Below are 17,681 nucleotides of genomic sequence, written 5' to 3' on the forward strand. Positions count from 1 at the left end.
TGAACTGGCCTAATGCTCCCGGACACCTCTTAAGGGCGATATGATTCGCCCAATCAGGAGGTTTCATGCAAGAGCGAAAGACCTACACCCGCGAGTTCAAGCAACGTGCTGTAAGCATGGTTCTTGATGATAACTGCTCAGTTCCTGACGTCTGTGCGTCGATGGAGGTTGGCCCCACGGCTCTGCGCCGTTGGATTGAGCAGGTTCGCAAAGAGCGTCAGAAAGGGCAGCCAGTGGCAGGTACTAAGGCAATCAGCGATGAACAGCGAGAGCTTCAACAGCTGCGAGCCAAGGTCAAGCGCCTGGAGACCGAGGCTGAAATCTTAAAAAAGGCTACGGCTCTCTTGATGTCGGATCCCGATCGTTTTTCCTGATCGAGGAGCTGAGAGAGTCGAGTTCGTATCCGACCTGCCTGCTTTGCAGTGCGCTGGGCGTTTCCCGCAGCGCGTTTTATGACTGGCTTAAGCGTCGCTCAGTGCCGAATACCAAGCGTGACGCGCTCAGAGCAAAAGTCGTGCAATTGCATGACCAAAGCCGGGGAAGTGCAGGCGCGCGGATGATCTCTCAGCACTTGAAAGCCCAGCAGATCAAGGTGGGACGGCATCTGGCCGGAAAACTCATGGCGGAGGCAAATCTGGCCAGCAGACAGCGCCGCCGCCATCAGTATCGCTCTAGAGGCGTCGAAGCATTTGTGGCCAAGAATCTGCTCGAGCGTAACTTCGAGCCAACCGCAATCAATCAGGCCTGGTGCGGCGACGTTACCAGCCTGATGGTTGGTAAACGTTGGTATCACTTGGCAGCGGTCATTGATCTGTTCGCCCGCCGAATCGTTGGCTGGGCGTTTTCCCTGATCAACGACGCCAACCTGGTTAGCAAGGCGCTGAGAATGGCGGTGGAGGTTCGAGGCAAACATGCAGGCTTGATGTTTCATTCGGATCAAGGCAGCCAATACACCAGCCAGCTCTTTCAGTCCGAGCTGCTGGAGCATGGGATAACGCAAAGCATGAGCCGCAGGGGGCAGTGCTGGGACAACGCGCCAACAGAGCGTTTCTTTGGGACGCTTAAATCAGAGTGGGTGCCCAATAAGGGCTACACGACAGTTGAAGAAGCCAGGCGGGATATGACCAGCTTCTTCATGCGATACAACCGAATCAGGCTCCACAGCTACAACAACTACCTGTCGCCAATAGCCATGGAGCAAAAAGCGGCATAAACACCGTAATCGGTGTCCGGGATTACTTGACCAGTTCAGCTTGCCCCCGATAAGGCCGGCACAGACAACCCTAAGCCCGAAACTGCCCCAGACTCGCCTTCAACTGCGCCGCCAAACCATCCAGCACCTTGCCACTGGCCGTGGTCTCGACCACCGCCTGCGCGGCCCGCTCAGCCTGGGCATGAATCACCTCAACCCGCCCACGCACCGCATGCGCACCCTGGGCCTGATGCTCGGCCGCGCGTGTCGCCAGGCCGATCGCCGCATGCACCTGCTCCACCGAGGCCTGCACGGTCTGCTGCAAGCGCACGCTGTCGCGCAACACCAGCAAGCCCTCATTGGCCTGGCGACCAGCCTTGCCAATGGTTTCCACCGCCTCACGCGCGCCCTGCTGCAACGCCACGATATGCGCCTGGATGTCGCCGGTGGAGCTTTGGGTCTTGCTCGCCAACGCACGCACTTCGTCCGCGACTACCGCAAAACCACGCCCGGTTTCGCCGGCACGAGCCGCCTCGATGGCCGCATTGAGCGCCAGCAGGTTGGTTTGCTCGGCGATGCCGTGAATCACCGTCAGCACCACTTCAATCTGCTCGCTTTGCTGCGCCAACCGCTCGATCACCTGGGAGCCAGCCTGCACCTGCCCGGCCAACGCCTCGATCAAGCTGCCGACTTCGGCAGAAGTGCGCGAGTTTTCATCCGTGGCCTGGCGAATCTCCACCACCTGCTGCAAGGCCGCCTGCATGGCATGGCTTTCGGCCTGGGCCTCGTCGGCCATCTGCGAGAGTGCGCGCAGGCTTTCTGCAACCTCGTCGCGCTGCAGGCCGGCCGCTGCATCGGCACCGGCATTGCGCAAGGTCATCGCGCCGATTTCCATGCCGGTGCGCTGGGCCACATCCCCCGCCTCGCGCACGATGGGCTGCAACTTATCCACGAAGCGATTGACCGCCGAAGCCATGTCGCCAATTTCGTCCTTGCTGCTGATCTGTACACGCTTGGTGAGGTCGCCATCCCCTGCCGCCAGGTCATCCATGGCCGCGATCAACAGCTTCAGGCGGTTGACGACGCGGCGGCCGAGCACAATGGCGATCAGCAGCAAAACACCGAGACCGACCAGCGCCAGGCCCATGCCGATACGCCAGCGCAAGGTGCCGGCAGCCTCTTGAACCGCACTGGTGGTATTGGCCGCCATCTGCGTGGCCGTGACTTGCGCCGATTGCAGGCGCGCGCCCATGGCGGCAGCGCTATCGGCGGCGGCGCCTTTGAGGCTGTCGCCGACCAGTTGATCACCGCTGGCGATCAGCGCGGCGAAGCGGCTGTCCAGCGCTTGCAGATCGGCCTCGACCGATGCGGTCGACACCCCCATGCGGACTTTGCCGATCTCAACGCCGTTGGGGCTGATCGAGGCCTCGACGTAATACACCGAAGGGTCAGCCTTGGCCGCATCCAGGACTTTATCCAAGGCACGCTCCCCCGCGCCTTTGGCCAACAAGGCCTGGTTGATCGGATTTTCACGGTTCAGGTAACGGGTCAAATGCTCGCCCGCCGCGTCGTCATACACCACGAACAACACGTTGGGATTGCGCTGCGCACGCCGGGCAAATTCCGATAATGTCGGCACGTCGCTGTCCCACATGGCACGCGGCGCCACCGAAGCCAGCAACTGGGCCATGTCATTGGCGGAGTCCTGCAGGTCTTTTTCCAGGGTCGCCCGCAATTGCTTCTGCTCTTGCTGAAGACGCGTGGAGAGCCCTGCGGTCAGACGCTGGCGAGTGCTGGTGGACAGACTGTCCAGGCTGGAGGTGACTTCCTTGCCGGCCTGGGCCAATTCGCCGGACAGCTTCTGACTGTCGATGCCCAGGCGATTATTCAAATCGGCCTCCAGGGCCGTGACCGTGCTCCGCGTCAGCGCGACGGCCACCAGCACTTGCACCAAAAGAGCGATACCTAGGGTAACGAACACCGGCCGCAGCAGACGGCTTTGTAACAACGAGAGAACGGCAGACACTGGAAATCCCTCCACCACGGGTGCCATTAAATTGATAGCACCGCGAAAAAGAGAAACACAGCAAGGGTCGTGCCGCTTGCCAGACAGAAACGACAAAGGGCTCCCGAAGGAGCCCTTTACTTTTTACATCAACAGCTTATTAAGCGAACGGGTGACGCAGAACGATGGTCTCGTTGCGGTCCGGGCCCGTCGAAATAATGTCGATCGGTGCGCCGATCAGCTCTTCGACGCGCTTGATGTAGGCGCGGGCGTTGGCTGGCAGCTCTTCCAGGGTCTTGGCGCCCACGGTCGATTCGGTCCAGCCCGGCACTTCTTCGTACACAGGCTGCAGGCCCACGTAGCTGTCCGCGTCGGTTGGGGCAACATCATTGCCTTGCGCGTCTTTGTAGCCGACGCAGATGTTGATGGCTTCCAGACCGTCGAGTACGTCCAGCTTGGTCAGGCAGATGCCAGAGATGCTGTTCACATCGATAGCGCGACGCAGGATAACGGCGTCGAACCAGCCACACCGACGCGCACGGCCGGTGGTGGCGCCGAATTCGTGACCTTGCTTGGCCAGGTGTGCGCCAACGTCGTCGAACAGCTCAGTCGGGAATGGACCGGAACCTACACGGGTGGTGTAAGCCTTGGTGATGCCCAGGATGTAGTCGAGGAACATGGGGCCAACGCCCGAACCGGTGGCAACGCCGCCGGCGGTGGTGTTGGAGCTGGTCACATAGGGGTAGGTGCCGTGGTCGATGTCGAGCAACGAGCCCTGGGCGCCTTCGAACATGATGTCCTTGCCGGCGCGACGCAGGTCGTGCAGCTCGGCCGTCACGTCGAGCATCAGCGGCTTGAGCAGCTCAGCGTATTCCTTGCACTCGGCCAGGGTCTTTTCGAACTCGATGGCCGGCTCTTTGTAGTAACCCACCAGCATGAAGTTGTGGTAATCCACCAGTTCACGCAGCTTGTCTTCAAAGCGCGGCATGTTGAGCAGGTCGCCCACACGCAGGCCACGGCGTGCCACCTTGTCTTCGTAGGCCGGGCCGATGCCGCGACCGGTCGTACCGATCTTCAGCTCGCCACGCGCCTTTTCACGGGCCTGGTCCAGCGCCACGTGGAAGGACAGGATCAGCGGGCAGGATGGGCTGATACGCAGGCGCTCGCGCACCGGCACGCCCTTCTCTTCCAGCTTGATGATCTCGCGCAGCAGGGCGTCCGGCGCAACCACTACGCCGTTGCCGATCAGGCACTGCACGCCTTCGCGCAGTACACCCGATGGGATCAGGTGCAAGACGGTTTTTTCGCCATCGATGACCAGGGTGTGGCCCGCGTTGTGGCCACCCTGGTAGCGCACTACGGCGGCAGCATGTTCGGTCAGCAGATCAACGATCTTGCCTTTGCCCTCATCACCCCATTGGGTGCCCAGGACTACGACATTCTTACCCATAACACTTGTCCTCATTCGCGCAAACTTGGTGCCGGCGATGACCGGCAGGAAAACTCAAGAAGCCAGTGGCGATACTTGCCAAAGCCCGTTCTGCTGAATCAATTGCCGGTCGCAGTCCGCTTCACGGGCGGCGGCCAATGGCTGCCCAGGCAAGGCCTGGACGACACGCTGACCCTCACTGCGCAACTGGCAAACCTGCTGCCAGAGTGCCGCGTCCGTACTGTCGGGCATCCAGATGCCACCAGACGGCAGCTCGACCTCAGCACGCCCCAGGGTCACCAGGGTTTTCAAATCGGTGGAAAAGCCGGTGGCCGGACGGGCGCGACCGAAGTCGGCGCCGATATCGTCATAACGACCACCCTGGGCGATGGCCTGGCCAACACCCGGTACAAACACCGCGAACACCACACCGGTGTGGTAGTGGTAGCCGCGCAACTCGCCCAGGTCAAAATACAAAGGCAACTGCGGGAAGCGCGCCGACAGTTGCTCGGCAATCGCCAGCACATCGTTCAGGGCGGCCAGCACCGGCGCCGGCGCGTTGGCCAGGCGCTCACGTGCAGTGACCAGCACTTCACGGCCGCCGCACAGGTCGACCAGCGCACGCAGCATGTCGGCCAGTTCAGCCGGCACGCCGGCGGTCAGGGCGATGACTTCATCGATGGCCTTGCGTTGCAGCGCATCGAACAGCTGTTGCTCAACTTCACCGGACAAGCCGGCCGCACGGGCCAGGCCGCGGTAGATCCCCACGTGGCCCAGGTCCATGTGCACGTCCGGCACATCAGCCAGTTGCAGCATGGCCAGCATCAGGCTGATCACTTCAACGTCGCTGCTTGGGCTCGCATCGCCATACAACTCGGCGCCCAACTGGATCGGGCTGCGTGAAGATGACAAGGCACGCGGCTGGGCATGCAGCACGCTGCCGGCATAGCACAGACGGCTGGGGCCTTCGCGGCGCAGGGTGTGCGCATCGATACGCGCCACCTGCGGCGTGATGTCGGCGCGGAAACCCATTTGCCGGCCCGATTGCGGGTCGATGACCTTGAAGGTGCGCAGATCCAGGTCCTGGCCCGCGCCGGTCAGCAGGGATTCCAGGTACTCGATATGAGGGGTCACGACAAATTCGTAGCCCCAGCTCTGGAACAGATCCAACACCTGGCGACGCGCTATTTCAATGCGCGCAGCCTCTGGTGGCAGTACTTCTTCGATGCCATCTGGCAGCAGCCAGCGGTCTACCGTTGCCATTACGCCATTCCCCTTAGATCCGGGCGGCCAGCCCTCGGCCGAGCCTTGAGTAGAGCAGAAAATACCCGCCGCCTGCATAAACCACGCGCAAGAGCGACGTGACGAACGACCTGTAACCGGCCTCGTCGGGCACTTTCCTCGAAAAACCTGTCACGCCTGCCGAATCGAACACGCAGACGCAAAAAAGCCGGGAATTTCCCGGCTGCCGCATCATACACCCGTTTTCTGAAAGGATCACCCCGCCAGGCATTTTAGCCGCCCGACGGAGTGCTCCTACAGAATCACAGGCCTGTTACTTGGACTTTTCCAGGTAGCGGAAGAAATCGCTGCTTGGGTCCAGCACCAGCACGTCGGTCTTGTTCGCGAAGCTTTCACGGTAGGCGCGCAGGCTACGGTAGAACGCGTAGAACTCCTGGTCCTGGCCGTAAGCCTTGGCGTAGATCGCCGCGGCTTGAGCATCACCATCACCACGAGCCTCTTCAGACTCGCGATAGGCCTCTGCCAACAGTACACGGCGCTGACGATCGGCATCCGCACGGATACCTTCGGCCAGCTCGTTACCCTTGGCACGGTGCTCACGGGCTTCACGCTCACGCTCGGTGCTCATGCGCTCGAACACGCTGCGGTTCACTTCCTTGGGCAGGTCGATAGCCTTGACGCGAACGTCGACCACTTCGATACCCAGCTCTTTCTCCGCCATGGTGTTCAGCGAACGGGTGATGTCAGCCATCAGCGCATCGCGCTCACCGGATACCACCTCGTGCAGGGTGCGCTTACCAAACTGGTCACGCAAACCCGATTCCAGACGACGCGACAAACGCTCGTCGGCAATCTGCTTGAGGCCCGAGGTCGCCGTGTAGAAGCGCTCGGCATCCTTGACGCGCCACTTGGCGTAGGCGTCAACCATCACGGCTTTCTTTTCCAGGGTCAGGAAGCGCTGTGTCGGTGCATCCAGGGTCATCAGGCGGGCGTCGAACTTGCGCACCTGGTTGACGTAGGGGACTTTCACATGCAGGCCCGGCTGGACATCCGCCTGGACCACGCGACCGAATTGCAGCAGCACCGCGCGCTCGGTCTGAGCGACGATGTAGAAGCAGTTCCAGGCAGCGATGACCACGACGACGCCCACAATCAGGGCGGTCAGCGATTTATTGCTCATCAACGACTCTCCCTGGTACGTGTTTGCTGTTGCAGCAAGTCAGCGGCCGCACGGGCGCTCGCTTCGTTGGCAGCGGCATTCGAACCGGTGGACGGCGCGCTTGTGCCGCCGCTACGACCACCTTCGATCATCTTGTCCAGCGGCAGGTACAGCAGGTTGTTCTGCCCACCCTTGCTGCCGGTCACGAGAACCTTGCTGGTGTTGCTGAAGACTTCCTGCATGGTGTCCAGGTACAGACGCTCACGAGTAACCTCGGGCGCCTTGCGGTACTCGGCAACCAGCTTGGTGAAGCGGTCCGCCTCACCCTTGGCACGGGAGACCACCTCGTCGCGGTAACCGTTGGCATCCTCAAGGATACGCTGGGCCTGACCACGAGCTTCCGGCACCACGCCGTTGGCGTAGGTTTCAGCCTGGTTGCGCGAACGCTGCTCGTCTTCACGGGCGCGGATCACGTCATCAAAGGCTTCCTGCACTTCACGCGGTGCCGCTGCGCTCTGTACGTTGACCTGGGTAACGGTGATACCGGTGCGATAGGTATCAAGGAAACGTTGCAGGCGCTCCTTGATTTCGCTGGCCATCAATTCACGCCCTTCGGTCAGCACCTGGTCCATGGCGGTGGAACCCACCACATGGCGCAGGGCGCTTTCGGTTGCGTGTTGCAGGCTGATTTCCGGCTGATCGACGTTCAGCACGAAGTCCTGCAGGTTGGTGATCTTGTACTGCACGGTCAGCGGCACTTCGACGATGTTCTCGTCTTCAGTCAGCATCTGGCCCTGCTTGGTGTAGGCACGCTCACGCGTGACGTTCTCCATGTACTTCTTGTCGATCGGCGGGAAATAGATGTTCAGGCCTGGCCCGACCGTCTCGTAATACTTGCCGAAGCGCAGCACCACGGCTTGCTCCTGCTCGTCCACCACGTAGACCGCGCTGTACAGCCAGACGGCCGCGAGCACGACAAGACCCAGGCCCAGCAGGCCATAGCCGCCGCCCTTGCTTGTGCGACCACCCTCGTCACCACCGCGTTTTTTCCCACCACCGAACAACCCATTCAGGCTTTCCTGCAGCTTTCGGAAGGCCTCGTCGAGATCCGGTGGCCCCTTGCGGTCGCCATTATTGCGGCGCTTACCACCCCAAGGATCCTGATTATTCGAGTTGCCACCCGGCTCATTCCAAGCCATAGCGCTCTCCATCTGATAAAGCAAAGACGCACCCACGGCGCGCCGACCAATGCTACAGAATGCCTGCTACTGCGGCACAACCGCTTTCTCAGGCTTTTATTGCAAAGTGTGTTGTTCGATGAACTCCGCCGGTACAACACCCTCGCGACTGACCAGTCGATTGAGCTCCGCGCGTGGCAATCGAACGGCCAGCAAGCTGACACCTTCTTCGTCGTGTTCTTCTTTCTGTACCGCGCCCAGCTCGAAAAACTGTGCACGCAGTCGAGCAAAACGCTGCGGCAAGCGCAAGGTGCCCACGAACAAATCGCCGCCGAGCAACTCGGCGATGGCTTGCTCAAGCAATTCAAGGCCACTGCCATCACGCGCCGATAGCCAGACCCGCTGGGGTCTGCCATTCTCATCGCGCTGGATTTGCGGCTCGACGCCTTCAAGCAAATCGAGTTTGTTATACACCTCGAGGATCGGCAAGTCCTGGGCACCAATCTCGCCCAGCACCAGCATCACCTGCTCGATCTGCAGCATGCGATCCGGCTCGGCCGCATCGATCACGTGCAACAGCAGATCGGAATTGCTCGACTCTTCGAGCGTAGACCGAAATGCCTCGACCAGCTTGTGCGGCAAATGACGAATGAAACCTACCGTATCGGCCAGGACAATCGGCCCCAGGTCGTCCAGATCAAGGCGGCGCAGGGTCGGGTCAAGCGTTGCGAACAGTTGGTCGGCCGCGTACACGTCCGACTTTGTGACGTTATTGAACAGCGTGGACTTGCCCGCGTTGGTATAGCCCACCAGGGACACGGTGGGGATATCGGCACGGGAACGGCCACGGCGCGATTGCTCGCGCTGGCTGCGGACTTTCTCCAGGCGGCCCTTGATCTGGCGCAGGCGAACCCGCAACAGGCGTCGGTCGGTTTCCAGCTGGGTTTCACCCGGGCCACGCATGCCGATGCCGCCGCCCTGGCGCTCAAGGTGCGTCCAGCCGCGAACCAGCCGGGTGCTCATGTGGTCAAGCTGGGCCAGTTCGACCTGGAGCTTGCCTTCATGGGTACGCGCGCGTTGGGCGAAGATATCGAGAATCAGGCCGGTGCGGTCGATCACGCGACACTCGAAAACACGTTCGAGGTTACGTTCCTGACTCGGCGTGAGGACGTGATTGAAGATCACCAGATCGGCTTCTTCGGCATGGACCAGGTCGCGCAATTCTTCGACCTTGCCGCTGCCAATCAGGTATTTGGCGGTTGGCCGATGACGCGGCACGTTAAAAAACGCAACGGTCTCGGCGCCGGCCGAATTTGCCAACTCCTGAAACTCCTGCGGATCTTCGCGCGCCTCAGGGTCCTGTCCATCCAAGTGAACGAGGATTACTCGCTCACCACCACCGTGGCGCTCAAAGAACAAAGGAGACTCCTATCAGGCGTTACCTGGCTCAGCGTCAGCTGCTTCATCACCGGCTGCGCTAGGCAGACGGATTGGACGAACAGGGACGACTGTCGAGATAGCGTGTTTGTAAACCATCTGGCTGACGGTGTTTTTCAGCAGGATCACGAACTGGTCGAACGACTCGATCGTACCTTGCAACTTGATACCGTTGACCAGATAAATGGAAACCCCCACTTTCTCTTTACGTAAGGTATTCAAGTAAGGGTCTTGTAGCGAATGCCCTTTTGACATGTGCCGCACTCCTTTAAGGATCAATAATAAAAAATCGGAAAAATAAATAGCTCATGGCCGCCACACCCCCAAGGATAGACGGCAATTGCAAGGACTCAGCTCAATATGGAGACCGTTCCCAGGTATTTCAAGGCGCGTGACAGATTGTCGCTGTCCAGGCTGTCCAGCCAGTGCAAATCGCTCCAGCTGCGCAGCCAGGTGAACTGGCGCTTCGCCAATTGGCGCGTGGCAATGATGCCGCGCTCCTGCATTTCGGCTGACGTCAGCTTGCCATCCAGATGATCCCAGACTTGGCGATAGCCTACAGCACGTATCGAAGGCAACCCCGGATGCAGATTACCTCTTGAACGCAGTGCTACGACCTCCTCCACAAACCCCTGTTCCAACATATTTGTGAATCTTTGTGCAATTCGTTCATGCAGCACCTGGCGGTTTGCCGGAGCGATGGCCAGGTTCGCCACAGTATAGGGCAATTGTGACCGGCCAGATGCGCCTGCATCAGCACTTTGCGCAGTTTGTTTCAGCCTGTGTTCAGTCATGGTCTGGCCACTGACACGCCAGACTTCCAGGGCACGGGAGAGACGCTGGGGGTCATTGGGGTGAATGCGCGCCGCCGACACCGGATCCACCGCCGCCAACTGATCATGCAGGGCTTGCCAGCCAAGGCGTGCGGCCTCTTCTTCGAGTTCGGCGCGCACCTGGGCATCGGCGGGCGGCATATCCGCCAGGCCTTCCTGCAAAGCCTTGTAGTAGAGCATCGTGCCGCCGACCAGCAACGGGATATTACCCCGCGCGGTGATCTCGGCCATGGCGGCCAGGGCGTCGGTACGGAAATCCGCCGCCGAATAGCTCTGGGCCGGGTCGATAATGTCGATCAAACGATGCGGATGCCGCGCCAGCACCTCTTTCGAAGGCTTGGCCGTGCCGATGTCCATGTCCCGGTAAACCAGGGCAGAGTCCACACTGATCAGCTCGCAAGGCAGGACCCTGGTCAGTTCGATGGCCAGGTCGGTCTTGCCGGCGGCCGTGGGGCCCATCAGGAAGATCGCGGGGGGCAAGGCACTCATCAGCGACCGCGCAGGAACAGTTTGTCCAGATCATCCAGGCCCATCTGGGTCCAGGTCGGTCGGCCATGGTTGCATTGGCCGCTGCGCTCGGTGTTTTCCATGTCGCGCAGCAGGCCGTTCATTTCCGGCAGGGCCAGGCGACGGTTGGCGCGGATGGCGCCGTGGCAGGCCATGGTGCCGAGCAGCTCATTGATATGTGCCTGGATACGGTCGCTGGTGCCGTACTCCATCAGGTCCGCCAATACATCGGCGACCAGGCGGTTGGCCTCGGCTTGCTTGAGCAGCGCGGGAATCTGGCGGATCGCCAGGGTTTCCGGGCCCAGGCGTTGCAGTTCGAAGCCCAGCTTCTGGAACACGCCGTGGTGCTCCTCGGCGCAATCGGCTTCACGCTGGCTGACCGCCAGGGATTCGGGCACCAGCAATGGCTGGCCACTGAGCCCTTCACTGGCCATGGCGATCTTCAGGCGCTCGTACATGATCCGCTCGTGGGCCGCATGCATGTCCACCAGCACCAGGCCGTGGGCATTTTCCGCGAGGATGTAGATGCCCTTGAGCTGTGCCAGCGCGTAGCCCAAGGGTGGAATATCACCGCCACCCTCGGGCAAGGCAACGGTGCCTGGCTCGGCACCCGGCAGCGGCGCAAAGAACTCACGATAAGCCGCCTGGGCCTCGGCCACGGGTACGGTCGATTGTGGGCGCGGGGTGTATTGATACTGATAACCGGCGCCGGCGCCCGCGTTGGGCGCCGTGTAGTTGGGCTGCTGCGGAGATTGCAGCAAGTTGGCGGCCAGGCTCATTTCGCCCTGAGGCCCGAATTCACCGGCCTCGGGACCGCTTGGGCGAACGACCGCTGTCACAATGGGCGCGGACAACTGATCATCCGGGCGCACGTCGCCCAAGGCGCGGTGCAAGGTGCCGTACAGGAAGTCATGCACCATGCGCCCATCACGGAAGCGCACTTCGTGCTTGGTCGGGTGCACGTTGACGTCGACCACCGAGGGGTCGACTTCAAAAAACAGCACAAACGTCGGATGCCGCCCGTTGAACAACACGTCGCGGTACGCCTGGCGCACCGCATGGGCCACGAGCTTGTCACGCACTGCCCGGCCATTCACGAAGAAATACTGCAAATCCGCCTGGCTGCGGGAGAAGGTCGGCAAACCGACCCAGCCCCACAGGCGCAAACCATTGCGTTCAATCTCTATGGGCAGCGCCTGCTCCAGAAAGCCGGCTCCGCAGACTGCCGCCACACGCCGCGCACGTGCGGCGTCGTCATTGGCTTCGTGCAGGCTGAGGATGGTCTTGCCGTTGTGGCGCAGATGGAACGCCACATCGAAACGTGCCAGGGCCAGGCGCTTGATGACTTCCTGCAGGTGGTCGAATTCGGTTTTTTCGGCCTTGAGGAATTTGCGCCGCGCCGGGGTGTTGAAGAACAGGTCGCGCACTTCCACCGAGGTGCCCACCGGATGGGCTGCCGGCTGGACCCGGGGCGCCATGTCGCGGCCTTCGGTTTCCACTTGCCAGGCCTGCTCGGCGCCGCGTGTGCGCGAGGTCAGGGTCAAGCGGGCCACGGAGCTGATGGAGGCCAGGGCCTCACCGCGAAAGCCCAGGCTCATCACCCGCTCAAGGTCTTCGAGGTCACGGATCTTGCTGGTGGCGTGACGGGCCAGGGCCAGCGGCAGGTCATCGGACGAGATGCCGCTGCCATCGTCCCGCACCCGCAGCAGCTTGACGCCGCCCTGCTCCACGTCCACGTCGATGCGTTTGGCGCCGGAGTCGAGGCTGTTTTCCAGCAGTTCCTTGATCACCGAGGCCGGGCGCTCAACCACCTCGCCCGCAGCGATCTGGTTCGCCAGGCGCGGGCTGAGCAATTCGATACGCGAGCCGCTATTCAAGACAGATTCGCTCATTACTGCGCCGCCAATTCGGTGCCCGGGATGGTCAACACCTGGCCGATTTTCAGCTCATCGGTTTTCAGGTTGTTGGCGCTGCGCAAAGCGGCGGGCGTGACCTGGAAACGTACGGCCAGCATGGCCACGGTGTCGCCGGGCTGCACGCGGTGGTCGCGCGGGCCCTGGGCAATTTTGCCGGAATCACGTAACCAGGCAATGTAAGTGCCCGGTGGCGGGTTCTGTTGGAAGAACTGACGCACACCGGCGCTGATCGAGCGCGCCAAGGCCTGCTGGTGGCTGGCACTGGCGAGCTTGGATGCCTCGTTGGCGTTGGAAATGAATCCGGTCTCGACCAGGATCGACGGGATATCCGGCGACTTCAGCACCATGAACCCGGCTTGTTCCACGCGCTGTTTGTGCAGCGACGTGACCCGGCCGATGTTGCTCAGGACCTTCTGGCCGACGTTCAGGCTGGAGGTCAGCGAGGCGGTCATCGACAGGTCGAGCAGTACGCCGGCGAGCATTTTGTCCTTGTCGTCGAGGGAAACGTTGCCGGCCCCGCCGATCAGGTCGGAACGGTTTTCGCTGTCGGCCAGCCAACGGGCGGTCTCGGACGTGGCGCCACGATCCGACAGGGCAAACACCGACGCACCGAAAGCGGCGCTGGAAGGTGCGGCGTCGGCGTGGATCGAGACGAACAGGTCCGCGCCCTTCTTGCGGGCGATTTCAGTACGCCCGCGCAATGGAATGAAGTAGTCGCCGGTACGGGTCAGTTCGGCGCGATAGCCTTTCATGCCGTTGACCTGGCGCTGCAGTTCGCGGGCGATGGCCAGCACCACGTCTTTTTCATGCTGGCCGCGAGAACCGGAGGCGCCCGGGTCTTCGCCACCGTGACCGGCGTCGATCACCACGATAATGTCGCGCTTGCCTGCCGGAGCGGGCGGCGGCGGTGGCAGCTTGACCTGCGGTTGCGAGGGGTTGACCGGCACCGCAGGCACCGTCGCCACGCTGGGCGTCGGCACAGGCGGCGGCGCGGCATCGGCGGGGTTGTCGAACAGGTCGACCACCAGGCGATTGCCATATTGAGCGTTGGGCGCCAGGGAAAAGCTTTTGGGAGTCACGGCCTTTTTCAGGTCAATGACCACGCGCAGGTCGGTCGGCGTGCGCTGGGCCGAGCGCATGGCGGTAATGGGTGTGTTGGCGGTGGAGACCTTCAGCGGCGCAGCCAGGCTCGCACCGTTGATGTCGATCACCAGGCGATCAGGCGCCGTGAGGGTAAAGACGCTGTGCTGGACCGGGCCAGACAGGTCGAACACCAGTCGCGTGTTATCCGGCGCCCGCCACAGGCGAACACTTTTCACCTGTGAAGCAGCCAGAGCATTGACAGTCATTGCCGCAAGCAACACCCCCACGACAGCAACCAACGCGCGAAAGCGCATACCTAACCCCACCAATTATTTGAATTCCAGTGCCAAAGCGGCGCACCACGACTGGCCGCGCACGCTCTGGGGCAACAACTTCAACTGACGTCCGTGCTCATGCGGCGTAATGGTAATGGTCATGTCCGGCTTTGGCAAAAAGCCTGTGCCTTTATTTGGCCACTCGATCAGGCATAACGCGTCTTCGTCGAAATAATCACGGATGCCCATGAACTCCAGCTCTTCAGGGTCCACCAGGCGATAGAGGTCGAAGTGGAAAGCGCGAATGTGACCGATCTCATAGGGTTCGACCAGTGTGAACGTCGGACTTTTTACCGCACCGGCATGCCCCAAACCGCGAATGATGCCCCGGGACAGCGTGGTCTTGCCCGCCCCCAGGTCGCCCTCGAGGAAGATCAGCCCCAACCCGGCCGTGACCTGGGCAATGCGCCGGCCCAGGTCGACCATGGCCTCCTCATCGGCCAGGAAAAAAATCACTTCAGACACGGCGACTGCTCCTCCAACAATTGACGAATGGCCGGTATCAGATCACTGGCGGCCAGGCCGCGGCCAAACGTGCCCTGGCGATCCCCTGCCGTGGCGTGCAACCACACGGCCAGGCAGCTTGCTTCATAAGCGGGCATGCCCTGGGCCAGCAGCGCGCCTACCAGCCCGGCCAACACATCGCCCAGCCCTGCCGTCGCCATCGCCGGATGGCCTTGGTCACAGCGCGAAACACGTCCGTCCGGGCTGGCGATCAAACTGCCAGCACCCTTTAGAATAGTCACCGCGTTGAATCGCTGGCTCAACGCGCGCGCCACCTTAGGGCGATCGGCCTGAACCTCGGCTGTCGAAATGCCCAACAGGCGCGCGGCTTCGCCCGGATGCGGGGTGATCACGCAGTTGGCCGGCAGGCTGACGCTGCCGGTCGCCAGCTGATTCAAGGCGTCGGCGTCCCAGACTTGCGGCTGGGGCGCGTTGGCGGCGACGGACAGCAGGCTTTTACCCCAGGCTGCGTCACCCAGACCGGGCCCGATCACAATGACCGAGATCTTTTCCAGCAGGCCCATCAGTTGATTGGCCGAACTCACGCCCTTTGTCATCACCTCCGGCAGACGCGCCAGCGCGGCGGGAACATGCTCCACGCGTGTCGCCAGTGACACCATCCCCGCCCCACTGCGCAATGCACTTTCAGTACTGAGCAGCGCTGCCCCGCCAAAGCCTTGGTCGCCGCCAATCACCAGCAGGTGGCCAAACTGACCTTTATGAGCGTCCAGCGAACGCGCAGCCAGTTGCGGCAAGTGGCCCGGCAACAACAGCTGAACGTCGGTTATTTCATGTTTTGTCTGAGGCATGCGTCTTCAAGCTCCGATGTCTGGCAGAATTATACGCATCTAACCTGTGGTTTCCCGTGTCTCATGCCCGCTATTACCTCCGATCTGCCCGCCCTCGCCCAATCGATCAAAGACTGGGGCCGCGAGCTGGGCTTCCAGCAAGTCGGCATCAGCGGCCTGGACCTGGCCGAGCATGAACAGCACCTGCAACGCTGGCTCGACGCGGGCTACCACGGCGAGATGGACTACATGGGCGCCCACGGCAGCAAACGTTCGCACCCCGACGAGCTGGTGCCGGGCACCTTGCGCGTGGTGTCGCTGCGCATGGATTACCTGCCCGGCGACACCCAGATGGCGCAACTGCTGGCCCAGCCGGAAAAAGCCTATATCTCGCGCTACGCCCTGGGCCGGGACTATCACAAGCTGATCCGCAAGCGTGTGCAGCAACTGGCCGACCGTATCCAGGCGCAGATCGGGCCGTTCGGCTTTCGTGCCTTCGTCGACAGCGCGCCGGTCCTGGAAAAAGCCATCGCCGAACAGGCCGGCCTCGGCTGGATCGGCAAAAACACCCTGGTCCTCAATCGCAAGGCCGGCAGCTATTTCTTCCTCAGCGAACTGTTTGTCGATTTGCCACTGCCGGTGGACCCACCCCACGCCACCGAACACTGCGGCCGCTGTACCGCGTGCCTGGACATCTGCCCTACCAACGCCTTCGTCGGCCCCTACGTGCTGGATGCCCGGCGCTGCATTTCCTACCTGACCATCGAGCTCAAGAGCGCCATTCCCGAAGACCTGCGCCCGCTGATCGGCAACCGTGTATTTGGCTGCGATGACTGTCAGATCGTTTGCCCGTGGAATCGTTTCGCCCGCACCACCGCCGAAAGCGATTTCAAGCCACGGCACAATCTGGATAACGCGGAACTTGCCCAATTGTTTATGTGGGACGAGGATAAATTCCTCAGCAGCACCGAAGGCTCACCCTTGCGCCGCGCCGGTTACGAGCGCTGGCTGCGAAATTTGGCGGTGGGCCTGGGCAATGCGCCGTCGAGCATTGCGGTGCTGGAAGCGTTGAAGGCGCGGCGCGATTACCCGTCGGAACTGGTGCGCGAACACGTGGAGTGGGCGCTCAAGCAACACGCCGCACGCTAGTGGACGTCGTCGTTGTAGACGAACTTGGGCATTTCCCAGTGAAAACGGATCGCCAGCAGGCGCAGTAGAAAGCCGCTGAACAGGGTCAGCAGAATCGCCTGTTCGCTGGGCAATTGCAGATACAGGCACAGCAAGTAGAACCAGGCGGCCAGGAACGACACGCTGGCGTACAGCTCACGGCGAAAGATCAGCGGGATGTCGTTGCAGAAGATGTCTCGCAGGATGCCGCCAAATACGCCAGTGATCACGCCGCTGACCGAGGCCACCAGCATGCCGTGCCCCATTTCCAGGGCGGTCATGCAGCCGATCAGGGTGAATGCCACCAAACCCAAGGCATCCAGCGCCAGGAACAGCGAGCGCAGGCGGCGCATCAGCGGTGCGATAAAGATGGTCACCAGCGCGGCCACCGAGGTCAGCACCAGGTATTCAGGATGCTTGACCCAGGTCAGCGGGTAATGCCCCAGCAGCACATCGCGCACCGACCCGCCACCCAGCGCCGTCACGCAGGCGATCAGCACCACGCCAAACCAGTCCATGCCGCGTCTACCGGCGGACAAGGCGCCGGTCATGGCTTCGGCGGTGATGGCGATGAGGTAGAGCATCAACAGCATGATGGCGATCCTTGCAGGGAGGCCGGCAGTCTAATCATTTGCTGATGGCACCAAAAGGGGGCGCTCCGAGATAAACCCGGTCGCCCTTGCACACTTGGATTTGCAAATCCATTCAAATGTGGGAGGGGGGCTTGCCCCGATAAGCATAGGCATCTACACAACTCTGTAGCGCCCAACCGTAACCACGGTGCGCAGCGAGCCGCTCTTGATCTTGATCTGGCTTTTGATCTTAGGCGCCCCGTTAAACCACGCTGGCCGAACGCAGGCTTGAATCCGTGGGTAACCCGGCAGGACGCCGGGTTAGCCGCACTGG

General features: G+C 61.6%; 16 protein-coding genes and 1 pseudogene. 3 read left to right on the plus strand and 14 right to left on the minus strand.

What is annotated here, in order from left to right; all coding sequences use genetic code 11:
* Positions 1 to 65 precede the first annotated feature (65 nt).
* Together BFP89_RS29390 and BFP89_RS16495 are read left to right on the plus strand one after the other, a co-directional pair.
* Complete coding sequence (locus BFP89_RS29390; protein ID WP_065883309.1) at positions 66 to 374, plus strand: transposase; 309 nt, start codon at positions 66 to 68, stop codon at positions 372 to 374.
* 8 nt (positions 375 to 382) lie between these two features.
* The gene (locus BFP89_RS16495) at positions 383 to 1,213 is read left to right on the plus strand and encodes an IS3 family transposase (RefSeq protein ID WP_256097288.1); all 831 of its coding nucleotides are present in this window, start codon (positions 383 to 385) and stop codon (positions 1,211 to 1,213) included.
* Between the two features lie 70 nt (positions 1,214 to 1,283).
* Here the strand turns inward: BFP89_RS16495 and BFP89_RS29745 are convergent, their stop codons facing one another.
* The 13 genes and pseudogenes from BFP89_RS29745 to BFP89_RS16560 all read right to left on the minus strand — a co-directional run bounded on the left by BFP89_RS29745 (position 1,284) and on the right by BFP89_RS16560 (position 15,629).
* Complete coding sequence (locus BFP89_RS29745) at positions 1,284 to 2,168, minus strand: methyl-accepting chemotaxis protein (protein ID WP_370671220.1); 885 nt, start codon at positions 2,166 to 2,168, stop codon at positions 1,284 to 1,286.
* A 21-nt stretch (positions 2,169 to 2,189) separates the two neighbouring features.
* A pseudogene (locus BFP89_RS29750) lies at positions 2,190 to 3,245 on the minus strand (methyl-accepting chemotaxis protein); the annotation flags it as partial.
* 112 nt (positions 3,246 to 3,357) lie between these two features.
* The gene (locus BFP89_RS16505) at positions 3,358 to 4,647 is read right to left on the minus strand and encodes an adenylosuccinate synthase (protein WP_065886517.1); all 1,290 of its coding nucleotides are present in this window, start codon (positions 4,645 to 4,647) and stop codon (positions 3,358 to 3,360) included.
* 54 nt (positions 4,648 to 4,701) lie between these two features.
* Positions 4,702 to 5,889 carry an ATP phosphoribosyltransferase regulatory subunit gene (locus tag BFP89_RS16510; protein ID WP_065886518.1) on the minus strand — a complete coding sequence of 396 codons (1,188 nt, stop codon included), beginning with the start codon at positions 5,887 to 5,889 and terminating at the stop codon, positions 4,702 to 4,704.
* Between the two features lie 292 nt (positions 5,890 to 6,181).
* Positions 6,182 to 7,048 (minus strand): protease modulator HflC, encoded by an 867-nt coding sequence (hflC, locus tag BFP89_RS16520; protein ID WP_003188064.1) that lies wholly within the window; start codon positions 7,046 to 7,048, stop codon positions 6,182 to 6,184.
* The gene (gene hflK / locus BFP89_RS16525; RefSeq protein ID WP_065886520.1) at positions 7,048 to 8,226 is read right to left on the minus strand and encodes an FtsH protease activity modulator HflK; all 1,179 of its coding nucleotides are present in this window, start codon (positions 8,224 to 8,226) and stop codon (positions 7,048 to 7,050) included. Before hflK ends, hflC begins: the two co-directional genes overlap by 1 nt.
* A gap of 96 nt (positions 8,227 to 8,322) precedes the next feature.
* Complete coding sequence (gene hflX / locus BFP89_RS16530) at positions 8,323 to 9,624, minus strand: ribosome rescue GTPase HflX (RefSeq protein WP_065886521.1); 1,302 nt, start codon at positions 9,622 to 9,624, stop codon at positions 8,323 to 8,325.
* 12 nt (positions 9,625 to 9,636) lie between these two features.
* Positions 9,637 to 9,897: an RNA chaperone Hfq gene (gene hfq, locus BFP89_RS16535; protein WP_016976904.1), complete on the minus strand. Its 261-nt coding sequence runs from the start codon at positions 9,895 to 9,897 to the stop codon at positions 9,637 to 9,639.
* 95 nt (positions 9,898 to 9,992) lie between these two features.
* The gene (miaA, locus tag BFP89_RS16540) at positions 9,993 to 10,964 is read right to left on the minus strand and encodes a tRNA (adenosine(37)-N6)-dimethylallyltransferase MiaA (RefSeq protein ID WP_065886522.1); all 972 of its coding nucleotides are present in this window, start codon (positions 10,962 to 10,964) and stop codon (positions 9,993 to 9,995) included.
* Complete coding sequence (mutL, locus tag BFP89_RS16545; RefSeq protein ID WP_065886523.1) at positions 10,964 to 12,874, minus strand: DNA mismatch repair endonuclease MutL; 1,911 nt, start codon at positions 12,872 to 12,874, stop codon at positions 10,964 to 10,966. Before mutL ends, miaA begins: the two co-directional genes overlap by 1 nt.
* The gene (locus BFP89_RS16550) at positions 12,874 to 14,295 is read right to left on the minus strand and encodes an N-acetylmuramoyl-L-alanine amidase (protein ID WP_065886524.1); all 1,422 of its coding nucleotides are present in this window, start codon (positions 14,293 to 14,295) and stop codon (positions 12,874 to 12,876) included. Before BFP89_RS16550 ends, mutL begins: the two co-directional genes overlap by 1 nt.
* 15 nt (positions 14,296 to 14,310) lie before the next feature.
* Positions 14,311 to 14,781 carry a tRNA (adenosine(37)-N6)-threonylcarbamoyltransferase complex ATPase subunit type 1 TsaE gene (gene tsaE / locus BFP89_RS16555; protein WP_065886525.1) on the minus strand — a complete coding sequence of 157 codons (471 nt, stop codon included), beginning with the start codon at positions 14,779 to 14,781 and terminating at the stop codon, positions 14,311 to 14,313.
* Positions 14,769 to 15,629, minus strand: a complete 861-nt coding sequence (locus BFP89_RS16560) for an NAD(P)H-hydrate dehydratase (protein ID WP_065886526.1) — start codon at positions 15,627 to 15,629, stop codon at positions 14,769 to 14,771. The genes tsaE and BFP89_RS16560 overlap by 13 nt, the downstream gene beginning before the upstream one ends.
* 63 nt (positions 15,630 to 15,692) lie before the next feature.
* Between BFP89_RS16560 and queG the strand changes: the two genes are divergently transcribed.
* Positions 15,693 to 16,757 carry a tRNA epoxyqueuosine(34) reductase QueG gene (queG, locus tag BFP89_RS16565; RefSeq protein WP_065886527.1) on the plus strand — a complete coding sequence of 355 codons (1,065 nt, stop codon included), beginning with the start codon at positions 15,693 to 15,695 and terminating at the stop codon, positions 16,755 to 16,757.
* Here the strand turns inward: queG and BFP89_RS16570 are convergent.
* A complete protein-coding gene (locus BFP89_RS16570; RefSeq protein ID WP_170827587.1) occupies positions 16,754 to 17,371 on the minus strand; it encodes a trimeric intracellular cation channel family protein in 618 nt (205 codons plus the stop codon). The two genes, queG and BFP89_RS16570, sit on opposite strands and share 4 nt — an antisense overlap.
* Positions 17,372 to 17,681: the final 310 nt, after the last annotated feature.

Origin of the sequence: Pseudomonas sp. 31 R 17, assembly GCF_900004915.1 — a bacterium.
Taxonomy (GTDB): Bacteria; Pseudomonadota; Gammaproteobacteria; order Pseudomonadales; family Pseudomonadaceae; genus Aquipseudomonas; species Aquipseudomonas orientalis_A.

What these genes read in the sequence shown, in the direction of transcription:
- BFP89_RS29390 (WP_065883309.1), top strand. Translation starts at nt 66, where the DNA reads ATGCAAGAGCGAAAGACCTACACCCGCGAGTTCAAGCAACGTGCTGTA.
- BFP89_RS29745 (WP_370671220.1), bottom strand. Translation starts at nt 2,168, where the DNA reads ATGGCTTCGGCGGTCAATCGCTTCGTGGATAAGTTGCAGCCCATCGTG.
- BFP89_RS16505 (WP_065886517.1), bottom strand. Translation starts at nt 4,647, where the DNA reads ATGGGTAAGAATGTCGTAGTCCTGGGCACCCAATGGGGTGATGAGGGC.
- BFP89_RS16510 (WP_065886518.1), bottom strand. Translation starts at nt 5,889, where the DNA reads ATGGCAACGGTAGACCGCTGGCTGCTGCCAGATGGCATCGAAGAAGTA.
- hflC (WP_003188064.1), bottom strand. Translation starts at nt 7,048, where the DNA reads ATGAGCAATAAATCGCTGACCGCCCTGATTGTGGGCGTCGTCGTGGTC.
- hflK (WP_065886520.1), bottom strand. Translation starts at nt 8,226, where the DNA reads ATGGCTTGGAATGAGCCGGGTGGCAACTCGAATAATCAGGATCCTTGG.
- hfq (WP_016976904.1), bottom strand. Translation starts at nt 9,897, where the DNA reads ATGTCAAAAGGGCATTCGCTACAAGACCCTTACTTGAATACCTTACGT.
- miaA (WP_065886522.1), bottom strand. Translation starts at nt 10,964, where the DNA reads ATGAGTGCCTTGCCCCCCGCGATCTTCCTGATGGGCCCCACGGCCGCC.
- mutL (WP_065886523.1), bottom strand. Translation starts at nt 12,874, where the DNA reads ATGAGCGAATCTGTCTTGAATAGCGGCTCGCGTATCGAATTGCTCAGC.
- BFP89_RS16550 (WP_065886524.1), bottom strand. Translation starts at nt 14,295, where the DNA reads ATGCGCTTTCGCGCGTTGGTTGCTGTCGTGGGGGTGTTGCTTGCGGCA.
- BFP89_RS16560 (WP_065886526.1), bottom strand. Translation starts at nt 15,629, where the DNA reads ATGCCTCAGACAAAACATGAAATAACCGACGTTCAGCTGTTGTTGCCG.
- queG (WP_065886527.1), top strand. Translation starts at nt 15,693, where the DNA reads ATGCCCGCTATTACCTCCGATCTGCCCGCCCTCGCCCAATCGATCAAA.